Below are 21909 nucleotides of genomic sequence, written 5' to 3' on the forward strand. Positions count from 1 at the left end.
GAACCCTCAAGCTGAACGCCAGGCTGCTACTGCAAGCATTACCCAGCCAATAATAAAACATACTCCGCCCATCGGTGTGATGGGACCAAACCACTTAATGCCTGTTAATGCCAATGCATATAAACTGCCACTAAAACAGATTATACCAAGGGTGAAAAACAGAGCGGCGTATGATACAGCTTTTGAAGACAAAAAGCGTGTCAATATTCCACAACCCAATAACGCGAATGTATGCCACGCTTGATATTGTACGCCAGTCTTAAATACATCGAGTAAATAAGGCGATAAATGCTGCTTTAAGCCGTGTGCAGCAAATGCCCCTAACCCCACCGTTAATGCACCACTCATTGCCGCGACAAAGAGCATCCAACGCGTTCGGTTTTGTAATGGTTCAGTCACCACAGCACTCCTTAATAAACCGCGCTAATCGCTCAATGGCCGTTGCTATATTGTTAGCTTCCGTAAAACCAGAGGCTTTTCGCGGTTTAAAACTATGATCACCGTCAGGAAGAAACGCAACCTCGACATTGGGAGAAAACGCCCATTGTGCTATTTCTGCTTTAGTACCAAACGTATCTCGCTCACCTTGTAGGATCAATGTGGGTACCGTAATCGACGCCAAATGATCACCACGAAAATTTTCAGGTTTCCCCGGTGGATGAAAAGGAAAACCTAAACACACTACGCCTTTCACCTTCGCTGCGCAGTTTTCTACATCCGGGCTTTGAGCGGCAACCTCTGTTGCCATAATACTCGCCATTCTACCGCCCATTGATTTACCGCCAATGACTAACGAACTGCCTGCAAAGGTTTCGATATGACGTTGAAAATCAATCAACAGTTTTGGTTGGCGATCAGGCGGTCGCTTTTTACCATCTTCAGCACGTATAACCATATATGGAAAATTAAACCGTACTACCCGAATATCTTGCAGCGCTAAACCTTCAGCGACTGCCATCATAAAAGCATGATCCATTCCCGCCCCTGCACCATGAGCAAACAAAAATGTTGCTACAGCGATACCTGATTTAGGTTCGTTAATTATGTATTCACTGGCTAAGTTCGACATCAGGCATATCCTCTTGTTCACGACGTGCTTTGGCTAACACCCAATCTCTAAATATTTGAATTCGCCCAGTATCAGCTTGGCGCTCTTGGCAAACAAAATAGAACGCGTTTTTACTCACTAACACTTCATCAAATGGACACACCAAGCGCCCAGCTTCTAATTCTGGTTGCGCTAATACATTATTTCCCAGCGCAATTCCCTGGCCATGAGCCGCAGCTTGTAGCACCATGGTTGAGTGACTAAAAATAGGCCCTTGGTTAACGTTAACCCCTTGCACGTCATAATGACGAACATAATTCTTCCACTCTTTTCGAGAAGTATCGTGTAATAAGGTGTGTAGCTTTAAATCATCTAATGTGCGCAGCGGTTTCGCCCCTGTCAGCAGCATTGGCGAACAAACAGGCATCATGAACTCTTGATATAATTTATCGGCACGCAGGCCAGACCAATTACCTCGACCATAGTAAATCGCCACATCGACATCGTCGGTGAGCGACCCTTCATCTAAATCGACCGCCTTAATACGCACGTCAATATCAGGGTGTTGTTCATTAAAATCGGTTAAACGTGGTACCAACCATTGGATGGCAAAACTAGGAGGTAAACTAATGGTTAATGCACCTTTAGCACCTCGTTCCAAGACCTTATCAGTCGCATCAGATATCGCTGAAAAGATATCTTTTATATCGAGAAAGTAGCCCTGTCCTTCCTCTGTTAGCAATAGAGAACGATTACGACGGCGGAATAACTTTAAGCCTAGAAATTCTTCTAACGCTTTAATTTGATGACTAACTGCGGCTTGAGTAACAAATAATTCTTCAGCAGCACGAGTAAAACTCAAGTGTCTTGCTGCCGCCTCAAACACCTTTAATGAGTTGAGCGGAGGTAAACGTCTAGACATACTTTTCTCGACTATTTAATGCATTAGTTTTTTTAATCCTGAACATTATAAATTGTCCATTGTTCAACTACTAGAGAAACCCTATTATCTCTACGCAATATTGATTTAATCCTCTGTTCTTTGCCCTCTGGCTAACCAGCTTAATCAATATTGCGTGTTGTGTTTGCATATTATCCGAATCCTTTCGGACGGATGGAATAACCATCCTTTATTTCCTGTATTTTTGACTATAAAGTCAAAGCTATTTTTAGCACTGCGCCCCAACGCAGTGCTATTTTTTTATCAATATAAAGCCATCAATACTTGCTCTCTGACTTATTTATTAGCATGATCCTTCGTTCAATCTTAGCTATGTGAACAACCATGACCTCTCAATTTGATATCTCAACTATTTTGGCTCAATTCCCTGCCTTGCAACACACAGATGGTGAATTACCGCCAGTGTACCTAGACAGCGCAGCAACCGCACAAAAGCCAGCCGTGGTTATTGATACAATCACTGAGTACTATCGTGGTTATAATGCCAATGTGCATCGTGGCAGTCATAGCCTCACAGCAAATGCGACGCTGCGCTTTGAACAAGCAAGAGAAACCGTACAACACTTCATTGGCGCAGCGCACAGCAAAGAAATTATTTGGACACGTGGCGCAACAGAAGCATTAAATTTAATTGCTCAAACTTATGCCCGCGCAAATCTAACGGCAGGAGATGAAATTCTAGTCAGTGAATTAGAGCATCACGCCAATATCGTGCCATGGCAAATGATAGCGGCAGAAACCGGTGCACGCGTCATTAAAATCCCGATGCGCGATGACTGTACTTTAGATCTAGATGCGTTTTATTCGCTCCTATCGGATAAAACAAAAATCGTCGCAGTCGCCCACATTACCAATGTTACGGGTACCCGTAACCCAATTGAAGAAATCATTCACGCAGCTCACCAGCACAACGCCATTGCTGTAATTGATGGCGCACAAGGTATTGCTCATGAAGATATCGATGTCACTGCACTTGATGCTGACTTCTATGTGTTCTCAGGCCATAAAATTTATGCCCCGGCTGGTATTGGCGTTCTTTATGGCAAGCAAGCGCTACTTGAAGCAATGCCACCTTGGCACGGCGGCGGTAAAATGGTGGAAAAAGTCTCTTTTGAAGGTACAACTTTCGCTGCACTACCGGGTAAATTTGAAGCTGGCACCCCAAATGTAGCGGGATGTTTAGCGTTAGCCGCAGCAATTAATTGGCTCAAGAAACTAGATAGACAAGGCGCTGAAGTACATATTGAAAACTTGCGCCACAAAGCCATCGAAGGCATTAAAAATATTGATGGCTTACGTATTATAGGATTACAACCGAAGGCAAGTTTATTCTCTTTTGTGGTTGATGGGGTGCACCATCAAGATATTGCGACCCTATTAGATCAACAAAATATCGCGCTGCGTGCTGGTCACCACTGTGCACATCCCATGCTTGATGCACTAGGCTTAACAGGAACATTACGCGTATCATTAGCGCTTTATAACACCGAGCAAGATGTAGAGCGCTTTATCACTGCACTACATAAAGCTTGTGATTTACTTTAATGCGGTTATCTGGATTGAATACTATGACTGAACTTACACTTCCCCATCACCCTTTCGGCACCGACATTTCAGATACAGACATTGTGGCTCAAATGCAAAACGCTTCAGGCTGGGAAGATCGCTACCGTACTGTCATTCAGCTAGGTAAGAAACTGCCGGTAATGGCAGAAGAAGACAAAGATGAGCAGTTAAAAGTCAGTGGTTGTGAATCGCAAGTTTGGCTTCGCCACCAGCAAGTTGGCGATCACTTTTATTTTCAAGCTGATTCTGACGCGCGTATTGTTCGCGGCTTAATAACACTCGTACTTGCCGCTTATCACGGTAAAACGCGTACAGAGATCAGTGAATTTGATATTGATGGCTACTTTGATTCACTCGGTTTAATTGCCCATTTGAGTCCGTCTCGTGGCAATGGGTTAAAAGCGATTGTTGAGCAAATAAAACAACTCGCACGCTAAACAAGATTTATCAGTCCTAGAAATAGCACAGCAACAAAAAAGGCAGATCATATGATCTGCCTTTTTCATGTCACTGCCTATCGATTACTGTTTATGTTTTTCGATAAGCTTACGTAATATTTGTGATACCGCGACAAAACCAAACGTTGCAGTCACAACGGTTGCCGCGCCAAAACCACTCGCGCAATCCATACGCTTGGGCCCTTCTGCTGTCGCTTTTACTGCACACACAGAGCCGTCGGCTTGTGGGTACTTCAGTTGCTCTGTTGAAAATACGCAATCAATACCAAACTTACGTTTTGGGTTTTTAGGGAAGTTATGATGACGACGCAAGGTATCACGTAACTTCTTCGCCAATGGATCTTGGATTGTCTTGGTCAAATCAGCGATCTGAATTTGTGTTGGGTCCATTTGACCGCCAGCACCACCTGTGGTGATCACCTTAATTTTATTACTCTTACAGTATGACAGCAGTGCCGCTTTTGGCTTCATGCTATCTATTGCATCGAGCACGTAATCAAAATCTTTTGACAAGTATTCAGCTTGATTTTCAGGTGTGATGAAATCGTCAATCAAATTGACCTTACATTCAGGATTGATTAGGTGAATACGCTCAGCCATCACTTCAATTTTGCTTTTACCTACCGTCCCTGTCATGGCATGAATTTGACGATTAATATTCGTCACACACACATCATCCATATCAATCAGGGTAAGCTCACCAATACCTGAACGCGCTAACGCTTCTGCCGCCCATGAACCTACACCACCAATACCAATCACACACACGTGTGCAGCACGAAGAATGTCTACTTCGCTATTGCCGTATAAACGACGTGTGCCGCCAAAACGTTGGTTATAACTGTCGGATGCTGGGGTATCAAGTTCGCGCATAGTATTTCTTCACTGATCTGATGGATAAAGAAAGAGTGCGTTTTTATACGCACTCTTAATAGGATTGTCCAGTTGTTAGCATCACTCAAACTTGTTGGAAATGCTTTCTAACAGTACCAAACTATGGCTTAAGCCAAGGGTCTTGTGTTGCAGTTCCTTCTAAGCCTAAACGCCATACACGACCAAAGTGCTTGTAGTGACCCGCATCAGTGCCTGCTTGCTTACCCATACCATGGTAAAGATCGAGGTGGTTTTTCTTCACAGCACCACCCGTGTCTAACGCAAGTAACAGGCGTAAAACGTGTTTACCCGTCCAGTTACCTTGAGCATCAAGCTCGGGTACTTCTGCAAGCAACGCAGAGCCCATAGGAATATATTTTCGATCTGCCGCTACAGCAGCATTAGCAAGCAACGGAATCCCCGCGCTACCCTTAACATCTAACGTTTTCGTTGGTTTAAAGAAAACAAATGATGGATTTTGCTCTAATAGTTCACGCACTTCAGCATCACTATGGGTAGATACCCACTCTTGAATGGCTTTCAGTGACATTTTTTCTTTCGGCACTTCACCACGATCAATCAATACTCGACCAATACTCACATAACGGTGACCATTTTTACCGTTATAACCAAAGTATTCTAATTGATCATTGTCTTCATAATGCACAAAGCCACTGCCTTGAACTTCCATCATGAAAATATCTAGCATGGATTTGCTGTAACCTAACTCCAAGCCCTTGCCTTTTAACGCACCATTGTAAATTTCAGCACGAGATGGACAACGACCATTACACTTAGGCATTGCATATACAGGGTAACGGAACTCTGCATTTGGTGTATGACGAAGTTCAATAACAGGTGAATAATAACCAGTAAACATTACGTTACCTTTATTATCACCACCGCCCATTTGCGCCGCTTCAATACCGTAACTAGCCAGTTTACTTGGATCACCACCCGCACTGATCCACTTTTCTAGTTGCTTGTATAACGGGCCATATTTGCGTGCCATTGAGGGAGAACGTGTGACTACCATTTCAGCTTGGGGAGCAAAGGTTGTGTAATCGCGCTGCTTATCTGACTTAATGGTTGAAACACGATTTAATACATGTGGAAAATAGTTACCAAGATATTGGTGAGCTAATGGATTTTTTTGAATAGCGGTTTGTTCATTGGTTGATTGTGCATCATTATTCGATGCGCAACCAACTAAACCAAACATAATAATAGCGATTGCTGCTTTACGTAACACGATAGATAAGCCTATAAAATTTTAAAATGCGAGATACAGCTAATATGGTAGATATATGTGAATGAAGGCAATAGTAGCAAATCAATAACAATATAACGCAATAATCTTAAGTCATATTTATATCTAAATGTCATTGCAGTGCTTACATTTTCATTCAACGAATATAGATATTTATATTATTAATGATTCATCCAGTGTCATATTATTGTCACATACAAGCGATTTAATAAAATCGTCACAAAAAATAAACAACTCACAAACTAATAATAAAAATAACGCACTCATAAGGATATAAAGAGATGCAATCACCACTTAAAGTTGGCAAAGATACCTTGTTAGATCCCAATGCTATTGAATACCAGTGGATCAGAAATTTAACTAGCGAAGGAGTCCCTCAACACCAAATTAACCACGTGATCCAGCATTGTCTTGGCGGTACGCCACAGATAGCTGATCTCTTGAGACAAATAGCACTCAAACAAAGTTCCATCCATGAGCTACTAAAACTGATCTAATTAAGTAGTAATGGTGTGCGTACAAATGTAGAAATGTAATGTGCAGGCTGCTGACGAATAAAGTTATTATCATGATAAAGATAAGAGTAATGCTGTTCACCTAATTGATAGCTCAATGTTTGACCATCCCAGCAATACTGTGTCGTCACTAGCCTTCCATCACGATAAATACCCAGCGGGCGGATCTCAAAACTTTCTGCCACATATTGCGCGACATCATGCTCTTTCCAATAGCCATATATGGCTTCAGATGAAGGGGACTTTAGCCAAGAAGATAATGCTGCTTTAGATACAAACAGGCCAGTGAGTGCTAAACCAGCGACTAATAGCAAGATCAAAATAATTGTTTGTGAATGTTTTGTCATCAGATAATAAGTACTGACTTTAGATGATTGTACTTTATCCAATTATCACCTCCACAAAAACTACTAATACAATTTAAACTAACAGATTGTTCGCAATGTTAATTAAAGATCACCGCCATAACATCTTGTAAATACTATCACTTAAATACTGTACAAATTGACAAATTAATTTACTTTATCCATATAAATTTTTTGTACATGGATGTCAGATAGTGAAAAGACGTAGTACACCGCTGGTTAAAGGATTCAGACAATCAGCTCCCTACCTAAATGCGCATGTTGGAAAAACCATGGTGATCATGGTAGGTGGAGAGGCATTTGCCGATCCCAATTTCGATAATATCGTCAATGATATCGCACTACTTAATAGCCTAGGCATTCAAATCGTTATTGTCTACGGTGCTCGCCCACAAATCAGTACATTACTGGCAGAGCAAGATTGTCATTCTCCTTATCATAAAGGGATCCGTATTACCGATGAACGAGCATTAGAAATTGCCAAGCAAGCAGCGGGACAACTTCAGTTAGATATCACCGCTCGCTTTTCAATGGGGATCCATAATACTCCAATGGCTGGCGCGCAGATTAATATCATTAGTGGTAATTTTATTATCGCCCAACCTCTCGGGGTCGATGACGGTGTAGATTATTGTCATAGTGGAAAAATTCGTCGTATTGATACCGATGCGATTAAACGTCAGTTAGAGCAAGGTTCCATTGTACTACTCGGCCCAATCGCGAGTTCAGTAACCGGAGAATGCTTTAACCTCACCTCTGAAGAAGTCGCAACCCAAGTGGCTATCCGCTTAAAAGCCGACAAACTTATTGGTTTCTGCTCAGAGCAAGGAGTCGTGGGCGATAACAATGAAATTATCTCTGAATTACTGCCAAACGAAGCCGATCATATCCATCAAAAACTTGTCGCACAGCGAGCGCAGGACTGTGGTACTGGGCGTTTCTTACGTGGTGCTATTAGTGCTTGTCGAGCTGGCGTTCCTCGCAGCCACCTGATCAGCTACAAAGAAGATGGGGCATTAATTCAAGAGCTTTTTTCTCTTGATGGTATCGGTACCCAAATTGTAATGGCGAGCGCAGAAAAAGTGCGACGCGCCAACATTAACGACATTGGTGGTATTCTGGATCTGATCCAACCATTAGAGCAAGACGGAATTTTAGTTCGACGCTCCCGAGAACAACTCGAGCAAGAAATTACTCAATTTACGATTGTAGAGCGTGACAATTTAATTATCGGCTGTGCTGCGCTTTATCCCTTTCCTGAAGAGAAAATGGCTGAAATGGCTTGTGTCGCGATTCATTCTGACTTTAGGGATGATAATCGCGGTGTATTACTGCTTAATGAGTTATGCCTACAAGCGCGCCAACAAAACCTCGAACACTTATTTGTATTAACCACTCGAAGCTTACACTGGTTCCGCGAACAGGGCTTTTCTGAATGTGATGTAGATAGGCTGCCAATGGCAAAAAAAGCACTTTATAATTACCAAAGAAGATCAAAAATCCTCATCACAAGAATAAAATAATTGACACAAAATTAACAAAATGGTGACTTAAGAGCGTAAAATTGTCTGTGTAGAGTTATTTTACTAAAAACATGCTCAACTAAGATAACGCTACAAACATTATAAAAACACAAATTACTTCAGGTTAAATCAACTTATGATGAGTTTAATATTTCTATTACTTTTGATTGCAATGGTCAGCGCTTTCATTGGTAAAAAAAATGTAGGATATGCATTCTTTGCCGCATCCGTAATTATTGGTTTGTATTGGTTTCATCACCATGCCACTGATTCACTATCGATTTTATTATAGGGGGGAATGATTAATGAATAATAAACATGTAACCCTTCTTAATAGCTTGGGTCTATTAGGTATTACCTTTGTATTATTAATGGGCTCAGTATTACAAGTCGCTTGGAATGAATTACCTTGTCCACTGTGTTTATTGCAGCGTCTTGGTTTTGTTATGGTAATGTTCGGCTTTATGCTTAATGTCGTTTATGGCACTCAGCAACGCCATTATGGTGTGATCTTAGTCGGTGCATTATTTGGTGCAGCGACAGCGCTTCGCCAAGTATCACTACACGTTATCCCTGGCACACCAGGTTTTGGTAGCCCGATCCTTGGTATGCACTACTACACATGGGCATTTGTGATCTTTGCTATGGCTATCGCCGGTGTCGCACTACTTCTCCTACTTTGGAATAAAGAATGGACAAGCGAAAATTATCAAATGAACAAATTTGGTAAGTTTGTTTGTATTCTAGCGATTGTGGCCGTTCTAATTAATGTTATTTCTACATTCCTTGAATGTGGCCCTTACCAATGTCCAGATAACCCTGTTAGTTACTGGTTGTTAGACATGTTTAAGTAATACCTTAAATAACGAACAATAAAAAACGCCAGCACAAATGCTGGCGTTTTTATTGATAGATACAGGTTTACACTAACAATTCAGATAAGCCACTTGCCCGCTCAGTTCTTACTTGCACACTACGACGAATAACGTCTGGTTGAGCGTAAAGATACAATCTCGCTTTTGCACGTGTAATACCGGTATAAATCAACTCTCGAGTTAAGATCGGTGTAAAGTCATTCGGCAACACCATTACGGTATCAGCAAATTCAGATCCTTGTGATTTATGGATAGTCATCGCATACACCACTTCATGCTCTGGAATACGACTAGGCAAGAATCCACGGATCGTACCATCAGGCATCTCAAAATAGACCTTCAAACGACGCACACCATCAACGGCATCCGTTTCTGGCTCTAACATAGTGATACCAATATCACCGTTATATAAACCAACGGCATGATCATTTCGGGTGATCATAATTGGGCGACCTTGATACCACGTATCGTCCCCTGGGTTAATTTTACCGCGGTGAGTTAACTCTTTTTCTATCCGGTAGTTTAACCCTACAACACCAAAATCACCTTCGCGCAATGCACATAACAAGCGCACATTCGCAAACGCATCTAGCACCAATTTAGGCTCACGTTGTGCGGCAATCGCATCTAAATAATCAAAGTAGAAGGTCGTCACCTGATTAATCATCGACTGATAACTGTCAGAAGATAAGGCGTAATGATGAATATCTTTAAAGCCTTGCTGCCAGACTTTTTCCACCAACGCAGGACGACCGCTGTTAATTGCTTTCGCTAACTGACCAATACCAGATTGAGCGTGGAAACGGTAACTCTTTTGTAGCATGCATAAACAATCGGCCACCAAACTTAAGTCGAGTGAGGTGCTATGAAGATCATAGCCCGTCAACTGGCTAAGCACTTGCCCTTGCGTTCCACTATAACCTTGATTAGCAAATGAGCAGATATCACCGAGTACAGCACCCGCTTCAACCGATGCCAACTGATCTCTATCCCCTAATAAAATCAGTTTCGCGCCAGCAGGCATCGCATCGAGCAATCGTGCCATCATAGGTAAATCAACCATTGAGGCTTCATCAACCACTAACACATCAAGGTGTAAGGGATTATCTTTATGATGGCGAAATTCAACGCGTCCCGGAATTGCCCCTAATAAACGGTGGATCGTACTCGATTGCGTCGGAATACGCTCTTTTACTGATGCCTCAACGGGCAATGATTTCACCGCAGAACTAATCGATTCTGTTAAACGTGCTGCCGCCTTACCTGTCGGTGCCACCAGCATAATATTAGGTACATGCTCATCACCGGCTTGCATTACTAATGCCGCAAGTAATTTAGCGACGGTGGTTGTTTTACCCGTACCTGGGCCGCCAGAAATCACTGCAAACTGACGTGTCAATGCCACTGCAGCTGCCACTTTCTGCCAATTTAAGCAGGCATCAAGTGGTATCACCCCATCTAATTGAGAAAGATCTTTTTGCGATGTTGCATTGACTAAAATATGCTCGACTTTCGCCCAATCAACTTGCTCTGGTTTCACCACATCAAGCATGTCACACACTAATCTCTGGCGTGCATCAGCTGTTGTCGCGGTTGATAAGGCTTCATACAAGTAACCGTAAGTCACAGGAAATAAATCATCTAATGCCTGATGCATAACGTTGAGAGCAGTCGTACTAAATCGTACATCCTCTGATCCTGCATTGTTTGCCATCATGAGGATTTTATTGGCAACGGTTTGTTCAAATTGCCAATAACGACTTAGGTACAAACGGCCATGTTCAATAACTAAGGGGGTCGCTTGCACCTTGCCTGTTTGCACGGTCGATACCACCGCAAAATGGCTTAATAGCTCTCCCCATTGTGAAGGCTCAGGCACGCCTTCTAACAACTCAATTGCAACACGTGATGGCAAACTAAACAAACGCTGAGGCGAAAGTGTATCTAGCACTACGCAAACATGTCCCTTACCTAATTCATTACTGGCAAGAGCTGCCACAAGTGCGGCTAAATCAGCTTGATCTGCGGGGCTATGATGCGCGACAAATTTTGCGAACTGATAATCAAGCTGACGCAACACACCTTGTTTGGTTAACGCTTGAAGTCGTTTAAGCATGAGGTAATGCTCCATCAATTAATAAATCCAGCTCTTCTAACAATGCTTGCGATGGTTTCGCATGGAAAATCCCACTGTCACTACCAGCTTGAATGCCACGTAGGAACAAGTAATACACACCACCGAAATGGGTCTCATAGTCGTAGTTTGGAATACGGCTACGCAAGAAACGTTGCAGCGCTAAGGCGTAAATTTGATACTGCAAGTCATAGCGGTGATCGCGCATCGCTTCAACCAACTGCTCACCACGATACACCTGTGGATCATCACCGAGATAATTCGATTTCCAGTCTAATACGTAATATTTACCCTGATGTTCAAACACCAAGTCAATAAAACCTTTAAGCATACCGCTGACCGTACTAAAGCCAAGCTCACCAGCTTTAGCGGAAATAGAATCATGCTTAGCAATGACTTTATTGAGTAGCGGTGATTGCAACATTTCAATCGGGAGTAAAAACTCCATTTCCGTTAAACGTTGTTGTGGTGTTTTTTCTGCCAATCGCAATTGTTCGCCATCTAATGGACAGTGCAAAACATCGTTAATTAATTGCTGTAATACAGGTAGCCACGCTAACTCGTAATGTTCAAGTTGCAATAGCTCCGTCAGTTTAGCGACAGTTTCTGGGCTATCGACAGGACGTGTAAACTCGATTTCTTCAAACACCGTATGTAAAAATGTCCCCGGACGCGCACCGCGAGGGAAAGTGTAAATAGAGTATTCAGGCTCTAATTCCACCTCCGTTTCACTGTTTTCTGGCGTTTCTTTCTGCACAGAATCAATATCAAATCCAGGAAGATCTAAACTGCTATCATGATGCGCTTGATGGCCTTGTTTCACCAAGTTGGAGTAACTGGTCATCCACCAATTACGTTCAATCTGACGCTCAAATTCACGACGATTCAACGCCTCAGTTTGCTCACTTTGTCCTGCCCACTTATCGACAGGTAATACTGGTGGTTCAGCAATAGTGATCGTCGGTTGTGCTTCAGATAACTTAGCCAGTGCTAATTCTAGTGCTGCAACACCGCACTCTTCTCCATTTTGAATTAAATACCCCATCGCTGATTTGTGTAATCCAGTAGGCTCTTTGCTACTGCGGCCATTACGTACTGGTGCCATACCAACAAAACAGCCATAAACTGCACGAGTTAACGCTACATAAATTAAACGTAAATCTTCTGCGAGGCGTTCTTTATCAGCTTTAGAAATAGAATCAGCGTGCTTGGTAATATCTAAAATCGTCACGTTATCGTCTTCATCGTGATACTTCACTTCGCCTTTACTATCGACTTCACGATAGCTACAAACAAACGGCATAAAGACTAAATCGTATTCCAATCCTTTTGATTTGTGGATGGTAACAATCTGCACCAAATTACGTTCGGACTCTAAACGCAAAATTTGCTCATCAGAATTACCGTTTGGCTCAGCTACGTTTTCAGCCAACCAACGTAATAGCGCATAATCACTGTCTAAGGTTTGACTCGCTTCTTGCAGTAATTCACCAATATGAAGTAAGTCAGTTAAACGACGTTCACCGCCTTCTTCCACTAATAAACGCTCAGCAATATTGTTTTTCGCCATCACGCTTCGTAGCATAGGCATCACGCCACGCTTGAGCCATTGTTGACGGTATTGCTTAAAGCTATTTACTGCAATTTCCCACTCATTCTCATCATTATTAAGCGTATCGAGCTCTATTGCGGTTAAAGAAAACAACCCTGATGCCAACGCAGCACGCAATGCGCGATCGTCATCAGGTGTTAGTACCGCTTGTAATAATCGCTGTACATCAGCCGCTTCTGCAGTGGAAAAAACGCTATCACGATTAGATAAATACACACTGGCAATCCCTTGTTTTGCCAGTGCTTCACGCACCAACTTACCTTCTCGTCCTGTACGTACTAACACCGCTATATCACCCGCTTTCACTGGGTGTTGAGTTTCTTTATCTAAAAAGTAGCCTTGTCCTTGTTGTGACTGCTCTAAAATATGCTGAATGTGTGCTGCTGTCGCCGTTGCCATCGTCGACTCATAATCGCCCTTGGTAATAGGCTTACCATCGAGGCTATCTTGCAACCAGAACGTGAGCGCGTGTTGTTGTTCGCCGTTTAGCCACCAGCTACGATCTGGTGCTTTCGGACTATGACCAACAGGGTCAAACGTAATATCTTGATCATAAATAAACGGGCTATTAGGGGTATCAAAGACGCTATTTACCGACGCAATCATATCTGCCGTTGAACGCCAGTTGGTACCTAATGTGTAATGATCTTGAACCTGACGACGGGCTTGAATATAAGTAAAAATATCTGCCCCACGAAACGCATAAATCGCCTGCTTAGGATCACCGATCATAAACAATCCGCATTCAGGGTGATCGTGATACACCGAACTGAAGATACCGTACTGCAAGGGGTCGGTATCTTGGAATTCGTCGATCATCGCAACTGGATATTGGCTGCGGATCTTACTTGCCAGGAGATCATCTTGATCGTTGTCGATCGCAGCGCCTAACTGCGTTAAGAGATCATCAAACGATAACCACCCTTTATGGGCTTTTGCCTGCGCCAGTAAAATACGACAATGTTCAATCGCGTGCGCTAATAAGGGATCGCGTAATGTCGCTGGGTTATCAAGTAAATCTGCAACCGCAACAAATACCGCATGCTGTGGTGCTTCACCTTTCGGGGTTTTAGTGATCAATTCCTGTTGGTGAAACTTCTCTAATTTATCCGGTAAATCATAATTCTCAGTCGGTTGATTAGCCCATTCATTCACTTGAGCGAGCCACGTTGGTAGGCTCTTTTTGGTATAGCTACGTTTATTCACGTCTGAATTGGCAATTAACGCTTCTAAATCAGCGAAGTGCTGTTTCCATAATGCTTTAAATTCATTAATGCGTTCGATATTTTGCTGATGTAACTGCTCTAAACTTACCGTCATAGCCGCTACAGAAAGTTTAACGGGAGCACCTGTTAAACTATTGCCAATATCTTTTAATAGCGCATGCGGCGATGACCATAAATCACGGATCTGACAAGCAAGCGCTCGTGGTAACTGATAGAAATGACTACGCCAGTAATCCGCTACCACCAAGTTCTTCAATTGGCTTTCATCGGTGACAAATTCATTGTTGAAACGACAGCCTGATTCAAACGCGTTTTGAGTCAACATTCGCTGACAAAAACCATGGATGGTATAAATAGCTGCTTCATCCATTTGACGTTCAGCTTGCAGTAAAATATTGGCTGCCGCTTTATGATCGGGATACTCTTGCAGTAACGGGGCTATAACGGGATCGCCACTCACACCACGACTAAACGCTAAACGCGCATCGTGAATACGGCCACGAATACGATCGCGAAGCTCTGCCGTTGCCGCTTCGGTAAAAGTCACCACCAGTATTTGATCAACCGTTAATTCAACAGTATGACGCGTTTCTGCATTACCATGACCGAGTAATAGACGCAGGTATAAACTGGCAATAGTAAATGTTTTGCCCGTACCAGCAGAGGCTTCAATTAAACGTGTACCATGCAATGGAAAGGCCATTGGCTGCAAAATATTGGTTTGCGTTTGTACCGTCATGATTTTACTTGTCCCATATCGTAAAACTCGATCACTCCAATGATCCCTTGAAGCTCAAGGTGATCTTGCTCACATCACTACTGTGATCAAACACTTATAAGCGAATATTGAGCGATCAAATCTTGTTATATTCTAATATTGTGAGAACTTACTCACGGTTTGTATTACAGCGGTTGGTTAGTATCAGCGCCAGAAACTTGGTCACCTCTGGACCGGTGGCCGTACAGCAAGCACCCTACAACTAATAATGATTTGCTGGCGGCCACACTACCCCTTATTCCGGCTTTACTTCTTCACTATTTAATACCGCAGCCTGAAGTACTTTCAGTGCCAACACATAGCTATTCTGTGCAAGTTCATCATTCCAATGTGTCCATACTCGATTGATGTATTCATCCGCGCCTTCACCTGCAAAGAAGTAACCATCGTTAAAACAATCTGCCATTTTGCTGTAGGCTTTCTCGATGGTTTGTTCATCGTCTTTCCAGTTACCTTGCTTATCAACACACGCTTGAATACCTGCATGTGCTGTTTTCGGAAAATACGCTAAAGGTTGATTCAAACCTTGGTAATACAACTCGATAAGCTCTTGTAAATAACCTTGTGCTTTACTCGCTTCGATCGCATTAATGACAAGGTGCTTATCGGTACCAATAATATGTGTTTTCTGGTTCAATTCTGGCTGGCTAATCGCTAAACATAAGTGATCACACCAAGCCGCGAGTAAATCTACCGAGCGCACTTTACCACTACGAAAACGCATTAAACCTGATTGATAGCGCTGTTTCAGCCAACCTTGAAGTAATACGGCATAACCATTTATCGTTAGTGTTATTGCCACTTCCTGATCATCTAATGGCGCATGAATTAATGGCTCAATCTGGCTCACTAACTCACGTACTGCTAGACGACTGGCATCTAAATCAATATCACCAAATGCCGCTACAGGTAACTTGCCCGCTGCTTTTTGCTCTTGGGCAAAATGACTGAAGATCTGATCCGGATCTTTATTGGTCATTTGAGCATCAAGCAATAATGCTAATAGCTCATCTTTAACGTGATAACTTTCAAGATGATTCAGCACAAACGGTTCATCATCTTCCAATAATCCCATTGGCGGCTCAAAGTAGACTTTCAAACGACGGTTAAAGAAATAACGCACCGGTAAACGCCAGAAACGCTGCAACTCAGCAAGCTCTAATACTTGTTGTTGATCATCGGCAATCGGTTCTGGAGGAAGTTCACCTAATTGGAAAGGTTGGCTCGCTTGCCCTTCACGAGCAGCAGCGGGTAGCCATTCAATGGCATAACTGCTATTACTCCCGATAAATGCACTCGGACTAAATGGCACTAAGGGATGGTGCTCAATCAGTTTTTGTTTAATGTTTTCGGCTGATTGATCGACAGGAAGAGATTCATCCCCCTCTAAGCAATAACCTTGCTGACAATATTCCACCAGCTCACTGACTAGCACAGACGCAATTTTTTCTGCGTTGTCTTGAATTGAGCGACCCACGTAGCTGATATATAAGGTTTCTTGCGCTGATAATAATGCTTCAAGGAAAAGATAACGGTCATCATCACGACGAGAACGATCGCCCGCTTTAGTGCGACCATTCATTAAATCAAACCCTTCAGGGGCAATATTTCGAGGGTAAGCACCATCATTCATGCCAAGCAAGCACACCACATCAAAGGGGATCGAACGCATTGGCATTAAGGTACAAAAATTCACTTGTCCAGCAAGGAAGCGTTGGCTTACTCGCTCACCCGATAACTTATCGCGTAAGTATTGAGTTAGCACTGCTGGTGTGATCTCACCTTGATAACCCGCATCATCGAGTTGTTCGTGCAAGCGGTGTAAGTTATCGCGAATAGATTTAAGAACCAGTTCGCCTTCTAATTCCACGGCGAAAAAATCATCCAGCATTTGGTTAAGTGTATCCGCCCACTCTGTCACCAAATGTGGCTGTGCTAACACTTCACGGTAACTAATTAAGCAATCAATAAAGCCAGCTAACTGCCCAGCTAACTCCGCATCAATCCCCTGTACTTGATCGTAAGCAGAAATGCCTTCAAACAAACCAGTATTATGGGGCATGGCATAACCTAACAGCATGCGCTGAATACCAAACAGCCAAGTATTTTGCATCTGCTCAGGAAGATTAAATTGGCTCGATGTATGCTGATCTAAGCCCCAGCGAACTCCCGCTTCTTCGATCCACTGTTTTACTTTCTCAAAGCTTTGGCTATCAAAACCAAACTTATTCATCACCGCAGGCACTTCTAATAGCTCTAACAGTTCTGAAGCATGACAGCGACTATCAGGCAAAGCTAATAAACGTAAAAACGCCAACAATATCGGGTTTTCTTGCTCTGCGGTTCGGTCAGAAATCGAAAATGGAATATAACGATTGCCCGGCGCATTACCAAATACCGCTTGGATGGCGGGGCTGTAGGCATTGATGTCTGCCACCATCACGATCACATCGCGTGGTTTCAGACTAGGGTTTGCCTCAAACATCGCTAACAGCTTGTCGTGAAGCACTTCAACTTCACGCATTGGGCTATGACATGCATGAATAGAGAGTGAGTTATCATCTGCAGCAATTGGGAATTTATGCTCGCTAGAATCTAATTGGGTATCATCTTGGCGATCAACCAAGTTTAAGATGTCAGCTTGAATGGCATGTAATAAAGTATCTGATTCAATATCAACGAAACCGGCATCCACTTCGTTAACTTGCATCTCCGATAACAAATACATGTTATCGCGACCAAGCTTACCCATAGAGGCTAATAAGCTATTACCGACCATGCCATTTTGCATCTCATCATCATAGTGGCTTTCATCGTTGTCTTTTAGTACTTCAATCGTGGCATCAATATCTTGTTGCTCTTCGATATTATGAAGTTTGACCCGCTTACTGGCAGCGAGTCGCGCAAGGTGTTTACGATCGCGAATATCTCCCCAATAATAACGACAAGGGTTAGTAAACATTAAATGCACATCAATATGCTCACCAATAGCAGCAAGTGCATCTAGATAACGTGGGGGTAATGATGAGATACCAAACACAAATAAACGCTGCGGTAAGCCTGCTGCTATTAATGCTTCTTTACCTTGTGATGCGCTGTAGTTTTGTAGTGTTTCAATAAAGTGTTCATACAAGTTGGCACGATGATAAGGCGATTGTCCAAGTGCCAAGGTTTGATCGTACAGTGCTTGCCATAAAATAGGCTGCCAAGGATGCTCATCTTCTAATTCAGCGACCGTTTCCCCCGCTTCCCATTGTTGGATCCACTCAGGGCGATACACTAAATATTGGTCAAAAATATCGGCAATTTTTTCCGCTAACTGATAGCACTTTAAATTGTCGTCATCACCGTCTAAATACCGCTGTAGCGCTTCAAATTCAGGTTGCTCAAACTGTGCTGGTAGCACTTGCATTAACTTCCACGTCATCGCTTCTTTGTTAAATGCACTGCGCTCTGGTACATCAGCGAGGACCTGGGTAAACATCTTCCAAATAAAGGTCGCTGGCAGTGGAAAATCGATATTAGCAGCCACACCCAATGACTTTGCTAATTCCATTTTTAACCATTGCGACATTCCTGGACTTTGTACCAGAATCTGTTCTTTTTCAAATGGATTGGCTAATGGCTTTAGCTTAATAAGCTCCACCAGCAAAGATTTAAGCAAGTCGAGTTGATTTGAATGGTAGACGGTAAACACTAAGGTATCTCACAGCAGGTGATGAATAACTAAATTGTCTACCATGAATTGAACACTGTAAATACATACAGGCAGAAATATTAACAATATTGTCTTAGCCCTAAAACAAAAAAAGCCCGATCTTTCGATCGGGCAACACACAAAACATCAGTGATAGTACAGGCAAATAATCTTAACTCATCTGCCTGTATTACCATCGCTATCAGACATTTTGTGGACAGTGTTCACTGTTATTTTTAAGAAGTCCGAATGGACGATAAAATGCTAAATAACGAATTGCTACATAGCCAATGATAATCGTTGCGATATAAAGCTCAATGGTTGCTAGACCGTGAACTTGTGCCACATAGTGAGCATCAAAGCCGTAATTTTTCATCCACGCTGCAGTTTTAAATAGTGCTGTTGCACCAATTGCCATTGGGAACGTAAAAGCTGCGTAACCTGGGCTGAACTCTAAGCGTAATAAACGGAAGAAAGCTAAGTAAATTACCGCTGTCATCAATACTGCAATACCGGCTAGTAATGCAACCACTACTGGTGATGGGTTTGCCGTTACTGTTAAATAACCTGCGAGTGATAGGCTAGCAGGCGCTGCCATAATCGCAATGGTTGGTTTTGCAGCATCTGGCACTTCATCACGGAACATAAAGCGGTAAATCATCATTGGAAGCATGACTGCGTATGACAACATACCAAAGATTAACAATACGTTTGCTAATGGGTGTAGCTCTGCAATACCTGGGAACGACACATCAGCAACAATAATACCGATTGGCGGTACAAACCAACTTGGCACCATGTGGTGAAGATGGAAGTCACATGCACGGTGGTAAATAAATAGTGTTAAGAAAATAACGTGTAAAATTACCGCGAATAACCAAAGGTAAGCACCTGCTTGCGCTGATACATATAAACCAATCGCTTTTGATACCACCATTAATGCCATCGCAAATGTTGGTACAACACTACCCACTACATGGTGAGATAAATCACCCCATAATAATTTTGGATGGAATATAAATTTTGCAACTAAAACGAGTAGCATCAATGCCGCAATGACTGCACCTGTCATTTGTGCATAACCATGAAGTGTGGCACCATTTTCCCAGCACCATAAAACACTACCAATACCGAGTGCTAAACCTGCCATAGGCGTTGGCGCCCCTGCTACTTTTCTTTTCGTCGTCTTAATCATGTTCTCTCTCCGCCTTTATCTGATAGCTCTTAGCGAATTGTCTGTTGCTTTTGATGTAACTAAGTATATCCAGCTTGATTGTTTTAGAATATCTGAATATATTTAACCACATGTTAAGTTAAACTTAACTAATATTTTAAAGGCGAAATTTTACCGTCATTAATGATAAATAACGACCTTGCACAATGAGTTTTCAACAAAGGATAGTTATGAATATAGCGCTAAAACAATTGAAAGTTTTCGTAACCGTTGCCCAAGAACGTACCATTACCGCAGCCGCAGAAAAGTTATTTCTATCCAAGCCAGCAGTGAGCATGGCATTGTCTGAGCTAGAAAAGCAGCTTGATCATAAACTGTTTGATCGCAACAACAACCGCTTACTGATCAACGAACAAGGTAAGAAACTACTGCCTTTGGCTGACGAACTGTTAGCGCGTTCTAACACTATCGAAAAACTGTTTGATCAAGACGATGTTATTGCTGGTGAGCTAAAAATCGGTTCAAGTGATACTGTAGGCAATCAGCTAACACCTTTTTTAATTCGAGATTTCCGCTCAGCGACCCAACATCCTCACCAAAAACTGTTTATTTCTAACACTGCGCAAGTATGTCAGAAACTCACTGAATTTGAATTAGATGTGGGTTTTGTTGAAGGTAAAGTACAGCACCCGGATCTTATTGTGCAGCCGTGGCTCGAAGATAATATGGTGGTGGCTTGTCATCCTAATCATCCACTGACAAAAATTGAAGCATTACGCTTATCTGATCTGGAAGATTCTGAATGGGTTCTGCGCGAAACAGGCTCTGGCACACGTGAGTTTTTCTTAAATCGCTTAGCGCCACGTTTAGAGCATTGGACGCCAGCTTTTGAGCTAAATACTACAGAAGCGATCATCAATAGTGTTTCCGCAGGACTTGGGATCACCTGTATTTCACAACGTGCGGCATTACATGCAGTTGAAGAAAAGCGCATTGTATTACTGCCAATGCCATTAGATATGCGCCGCCAATATTGGCTGATTTTCCATAAAGAAAAATATCAAAGTCCATTGCTAGAATCTTTTATTCAATTTAGCCAGCAATGGACATTTGATTAACCGTCATACTCGTCTTAAATACATCAGTTAAACACGATTATCACCCACACTGTAAGCAATGATTTGGCTGATCTCAGTTAATGATCGGCCAGATTCTTGTTGCCAATCATTAAATGCATGTTGCGCATTTCGCCATGATTTTAATGTGTCTCGTCCACCATCCACAATATCCGTATGACGCAAATAACTTTCCACATCTTTGGTAAACAAGAAACTGTCTTTACCCATCGCACGTAAACTATAAGCACCAGTTTTGCCGCCTAGACGTTTGCCATGTTTTTTTAAGTACAACCATAAGCCAACGATATCTTGCTCTGGCCACTCGGCAACCATATTGGCAAATGAGCCATGCTCGACTGCTGCACGGTGGATCATATTGGCGTTTTCAGGGATCGTCATTACCTTCTTTAAATCACGAATAATTTCGGGATTTTGCGCTTTACGTTCCCACATTTCCTCAGGCATTAAACCCATTTTTTCAATATTAAAACCAAAAAATACCTCTTCAAAGCCAGCCCATTTATTGCGTACAACCTGCCAGCGAATCCCGCACTGAAAGATTTTTTGAGTTAAACACGCAAGCCACCGATCATCTGTGATCGCTTTTAATTCATTGCAACTAAGTGGCAGTGATAATCGCTGTTCTAATGCGATATCGCCCCCTTTTCTTTCTGCTGCTCTGATGTAAATTTGGTCAAATTTTTCTTTGGTCATCA

At 42.5% G+C, this 21909-nt stretch carries 18 protein-coding genes; 7 read left to right on the forward strand and 11 right to left on the reverse strand.

Annotated features, from left to right (window positions below):
* Window positions 1-6: 6 nt before the first annotated feature.
* The 3 genes from C9J38_RS14690 to C9J38_RS14700 are packed head-to-tail and all read right to left on the reverse strand — an operon-like array spanning window position 7 to window position 1970.
* Window positions 7-366: a DUF423 domain-containing protein gene (locus C9J38_RS14690; RefSeq protein ID WP_039872794.1), complete on the reverse strand. Its 360-nt coding sequence runs from the start codon at window positions 364-366 to the stop codon at window positions 7-9.
* A gap of 25 nt (window positions 367-391) precedes the next feature.
* Window positions 392-1069 (reverse strand): alpha/beta family hydrolase, encoded by a 678-nt coding sequence (locus C9J38_RS14695; RefSeq protein WP_107207739.1) that lies wholly within the window; start codon window positions 1067-1069, stop codon window positions 392-394.
* On the reverse strand, window positions 1050-1970 hold the full coding sequence (locus C9J38_RS14700; RefSeq protein ID WP_005371607.1) for a transcriptional regulator GcvA: 921 nt from the start codon (window positions 1968-1970) through the stop codon (window positions 1050-1052). Before C9J38_RS14700 ends, C9J38_RS14695 begins: the two co-directional genes overlap by 20 nt.
* A 363-nt stretch (window positions 1971-2333) precedes the next feature.
* Between C9J38_RS14700 and csdA the strand changes: the two genes are divergently transcribed.
* Window positions 2334-3554, forward strand: coding sequence for a cysteine desulfurase CsdA (gene csdA, locus C9J38_RS14705; protein ID WP_107207740.1), 1221 nt, complete (start codon window positions 2334-2336; stop codon window positions 3552-3554).
* Between the two features lie 23 nt (window positions 3555-3577).
* On the forward strand, window positions 3578-4012 hold the full coding sequence (gene csdE / locus C9J38_RS14710) for a cysteine desulfurase sulfur acceptor subunit CsdE (RefSeq protein ID WP_105060883.1): 435 nt from the start codon (window positions 3578-3580) through the stop codon (window positions 4010-4012).
* 84 nt (window positions 4013-4096) lie between these two features.
* Here csdE and tcdA read toward each other — a convergent pair whose 3' ends face one another.
* A complete protein-coding gene (gene tcdA, locus C9J38_RS14715) occupies window positions 4097-4906 on the reverse strand; it encodes a tRNA cyclic N6-threonylcarbamoyladenosine(37) synthase TcdA (RefSeq protein ID WP_045084836.1) in 810 nt (269 codons plus the stop codon).
* Between the two features lie 121 nt (window positions 4907-5027).
* The gene (gene mltA, locus C9J38_RS14720) at window positions 5028-6158 is read right to left on the reverse strand and encodes a murein transglycosylase A (RefSeq protein WP_107207741.1); all 1131 of its coding nucleotides are present in this window, start codon (window positions 6156-6158) and stop codon (window positions 5028-5030) included.
* A gap of 299 nt (window positions 6159-6457) precedes the next feature.
* Between mltA and C9J38_RS14725 the strand changes: the two genes are divergently transcribed.
* Window positions 6458-6673, forward strand: a complete 216-nt coding sequence (locus tag C9J38_RS14725) for a hypothetical protein (RefSeq protein ID WP_005371580.1) — start codon at window positions 6458-6460, stop codon at window positions 6671-6673.
* On the opposite strand, the gene C9J38_RS14730 is transcribed toward C9J38_RS14725, so the two are convergent.
* Window positions 6670-7080 (reverse strand): DUF2850 domain-containing protein, encoded by a 411-nt coding sequence (locus C9J38_RS14730; protein ID WP_107207742.1) that lies wholly within the window; start codon window positions 7078-7080, stop codon window positions 6670-6672. The two genes, C9J38_RS14725 and C9J38_RS14730, sit on opposite strands and share 4 nt — an antisense overlap.
* A gap of 170 nt (window positions 7081-7250) precedes the next feature.
* Here C9J38_RS14730 and argA point away from each other — a divergent pair, with 170 nt between their 5' ends.
* From argA to C9J38_RS14740, 3 genes are all read left to right on the forward strand, one after another.
* Window positions 7251-8579 carry an amino-acid N-acetyltransferase gene (gene argA, locus C9J38_RS14735; RefSeq protein ID WP_107207743.1) on the forward strand — a complete coding sequence of 443 codons (1329 nt, stop codon included), beginning with the start codon at window positions 7251-7253 and terminating at the stop codon, window positions 8577-8579.
* Window positions 8580-8715: 136 nt separating this feature from the next.
* Window positions 8716-8871 carry a DUF5993 family protein gene (locus tag C9J38_RS22050; RefSeq protein ID WP_005371575.1) on the forward strand — a complete coding sequence of 52 codons (156 nt, stop codon included), beginning with the start codon at window positions 8716-8718 and terminating at the stop codon, window positions 8869-8871.
* Between the two features lie 13 nt (window positions 8872-8884).
* Window positions 8885-9433 (forward strand): disulfide bond formation protein B, encoded by a 549-nt coding sequence (locus tag C9J38_RS14740; RefSeq protein WP_005371573.1) that lies wholly within the window; start codon window positions 8885-8887, stop codon window positions 9431-9433.
* A 67-nt stretch (window positions 9434-9500) separates the two neighbouring features.
* On the opposite strand, the gene recD is transcribed toward C9J38_RS14740, so the two are convergent.
* The 4 genes from recD to C9J38_RS14760 form a co-directional block, all read right to left on the reverse strand.
* Window positions 9501-11570, reverse strand: a complete 2070-nt coding sequence (gene recD, locus C9J38_RS14745) for an exodeoxyribonuclease V subunit alpha (protein ID WP_107207744.1) — start codon at window positions 11568-11570, stop codon at window positions 9501-9503.
* Window positions 11563-15165 (reverse strand): exodeoxyribonuclease V subunit beta, encoded by a 3603-nt coding sequence (gene recB / locus C9J38_RS14750; RefSeq protein ID WP_107207745.1) that lies wholly within the window; start codon window positions 15163-15165, stop codon window positions 11563-11565. Before recB ends, recD begins: the two co-directional genes overlap by 8 nt.
* A 274-nt stretch (window positions 15166-15439) precedes the next feature.
* A complete protein-coding gene (gene recC, locus C9J38_RS14755) occupies window positions 15440-18901 on the reverse strand; it encodes an exodeoxyribonuclease V subunit gamma (RefSeq protein ID WP_107207746.1) in 3462 nt (1153 codons plus the stop codon).
* Window positions 18902-19103: 202 nt separating this feature from the next.
* The gene (locus C9J38_RS14760; RefSeq protein ID WP_107207747.1) at window positions 19104-20096 is read right to left on the reverse strand and encodes a TDT family transporter; all 993 of its coding nucleotides are present in this window, start codon (window positions 20094-20096) and stop codon (window positions 19104-19106) included.
* Between the two features lie 203 nt (window positions 20097-20299).
* On the opposite strand from C9J38_RS14760, the gene C9J38_RS14765 reads away from it, so the two are divergent.
* Window positions 20300-21193, forward strand: coding sequence for a LysR substrate-binding domain-containing protein (locus C9J38_RS14765; protein WP_199195422.1), 894 nt, complete (start codon window positions 20300-20302; stop codon window positions 21191-21193).
* Between the two features lie 27 nt (window positions 21194-21220).
* Here the strand turns inward: C9J38_RS14765 and C9J38_RS14770 are convergent, their stop codons facing one another.
* Entirely contained in the window at window positions 21221-21907 is a 687-nt protein-coding gene (locus C9J38_RS14770) for a DNA-3-methyladenine glycosylase I (protein ID WP_107207749.1), read from the reverse strand.
* Between the last annotated feature and the right edge of the window lie 2 nt (window positions 21908-21909).

Source organism: Photobacterium sp. GB-210, assembly GCF_003026075.1.
GTDB lineage: Bacteria > Pseudomonadota > Gammaproteobacteria > Enterobacterales > Vibrionaceae > Photobacterium.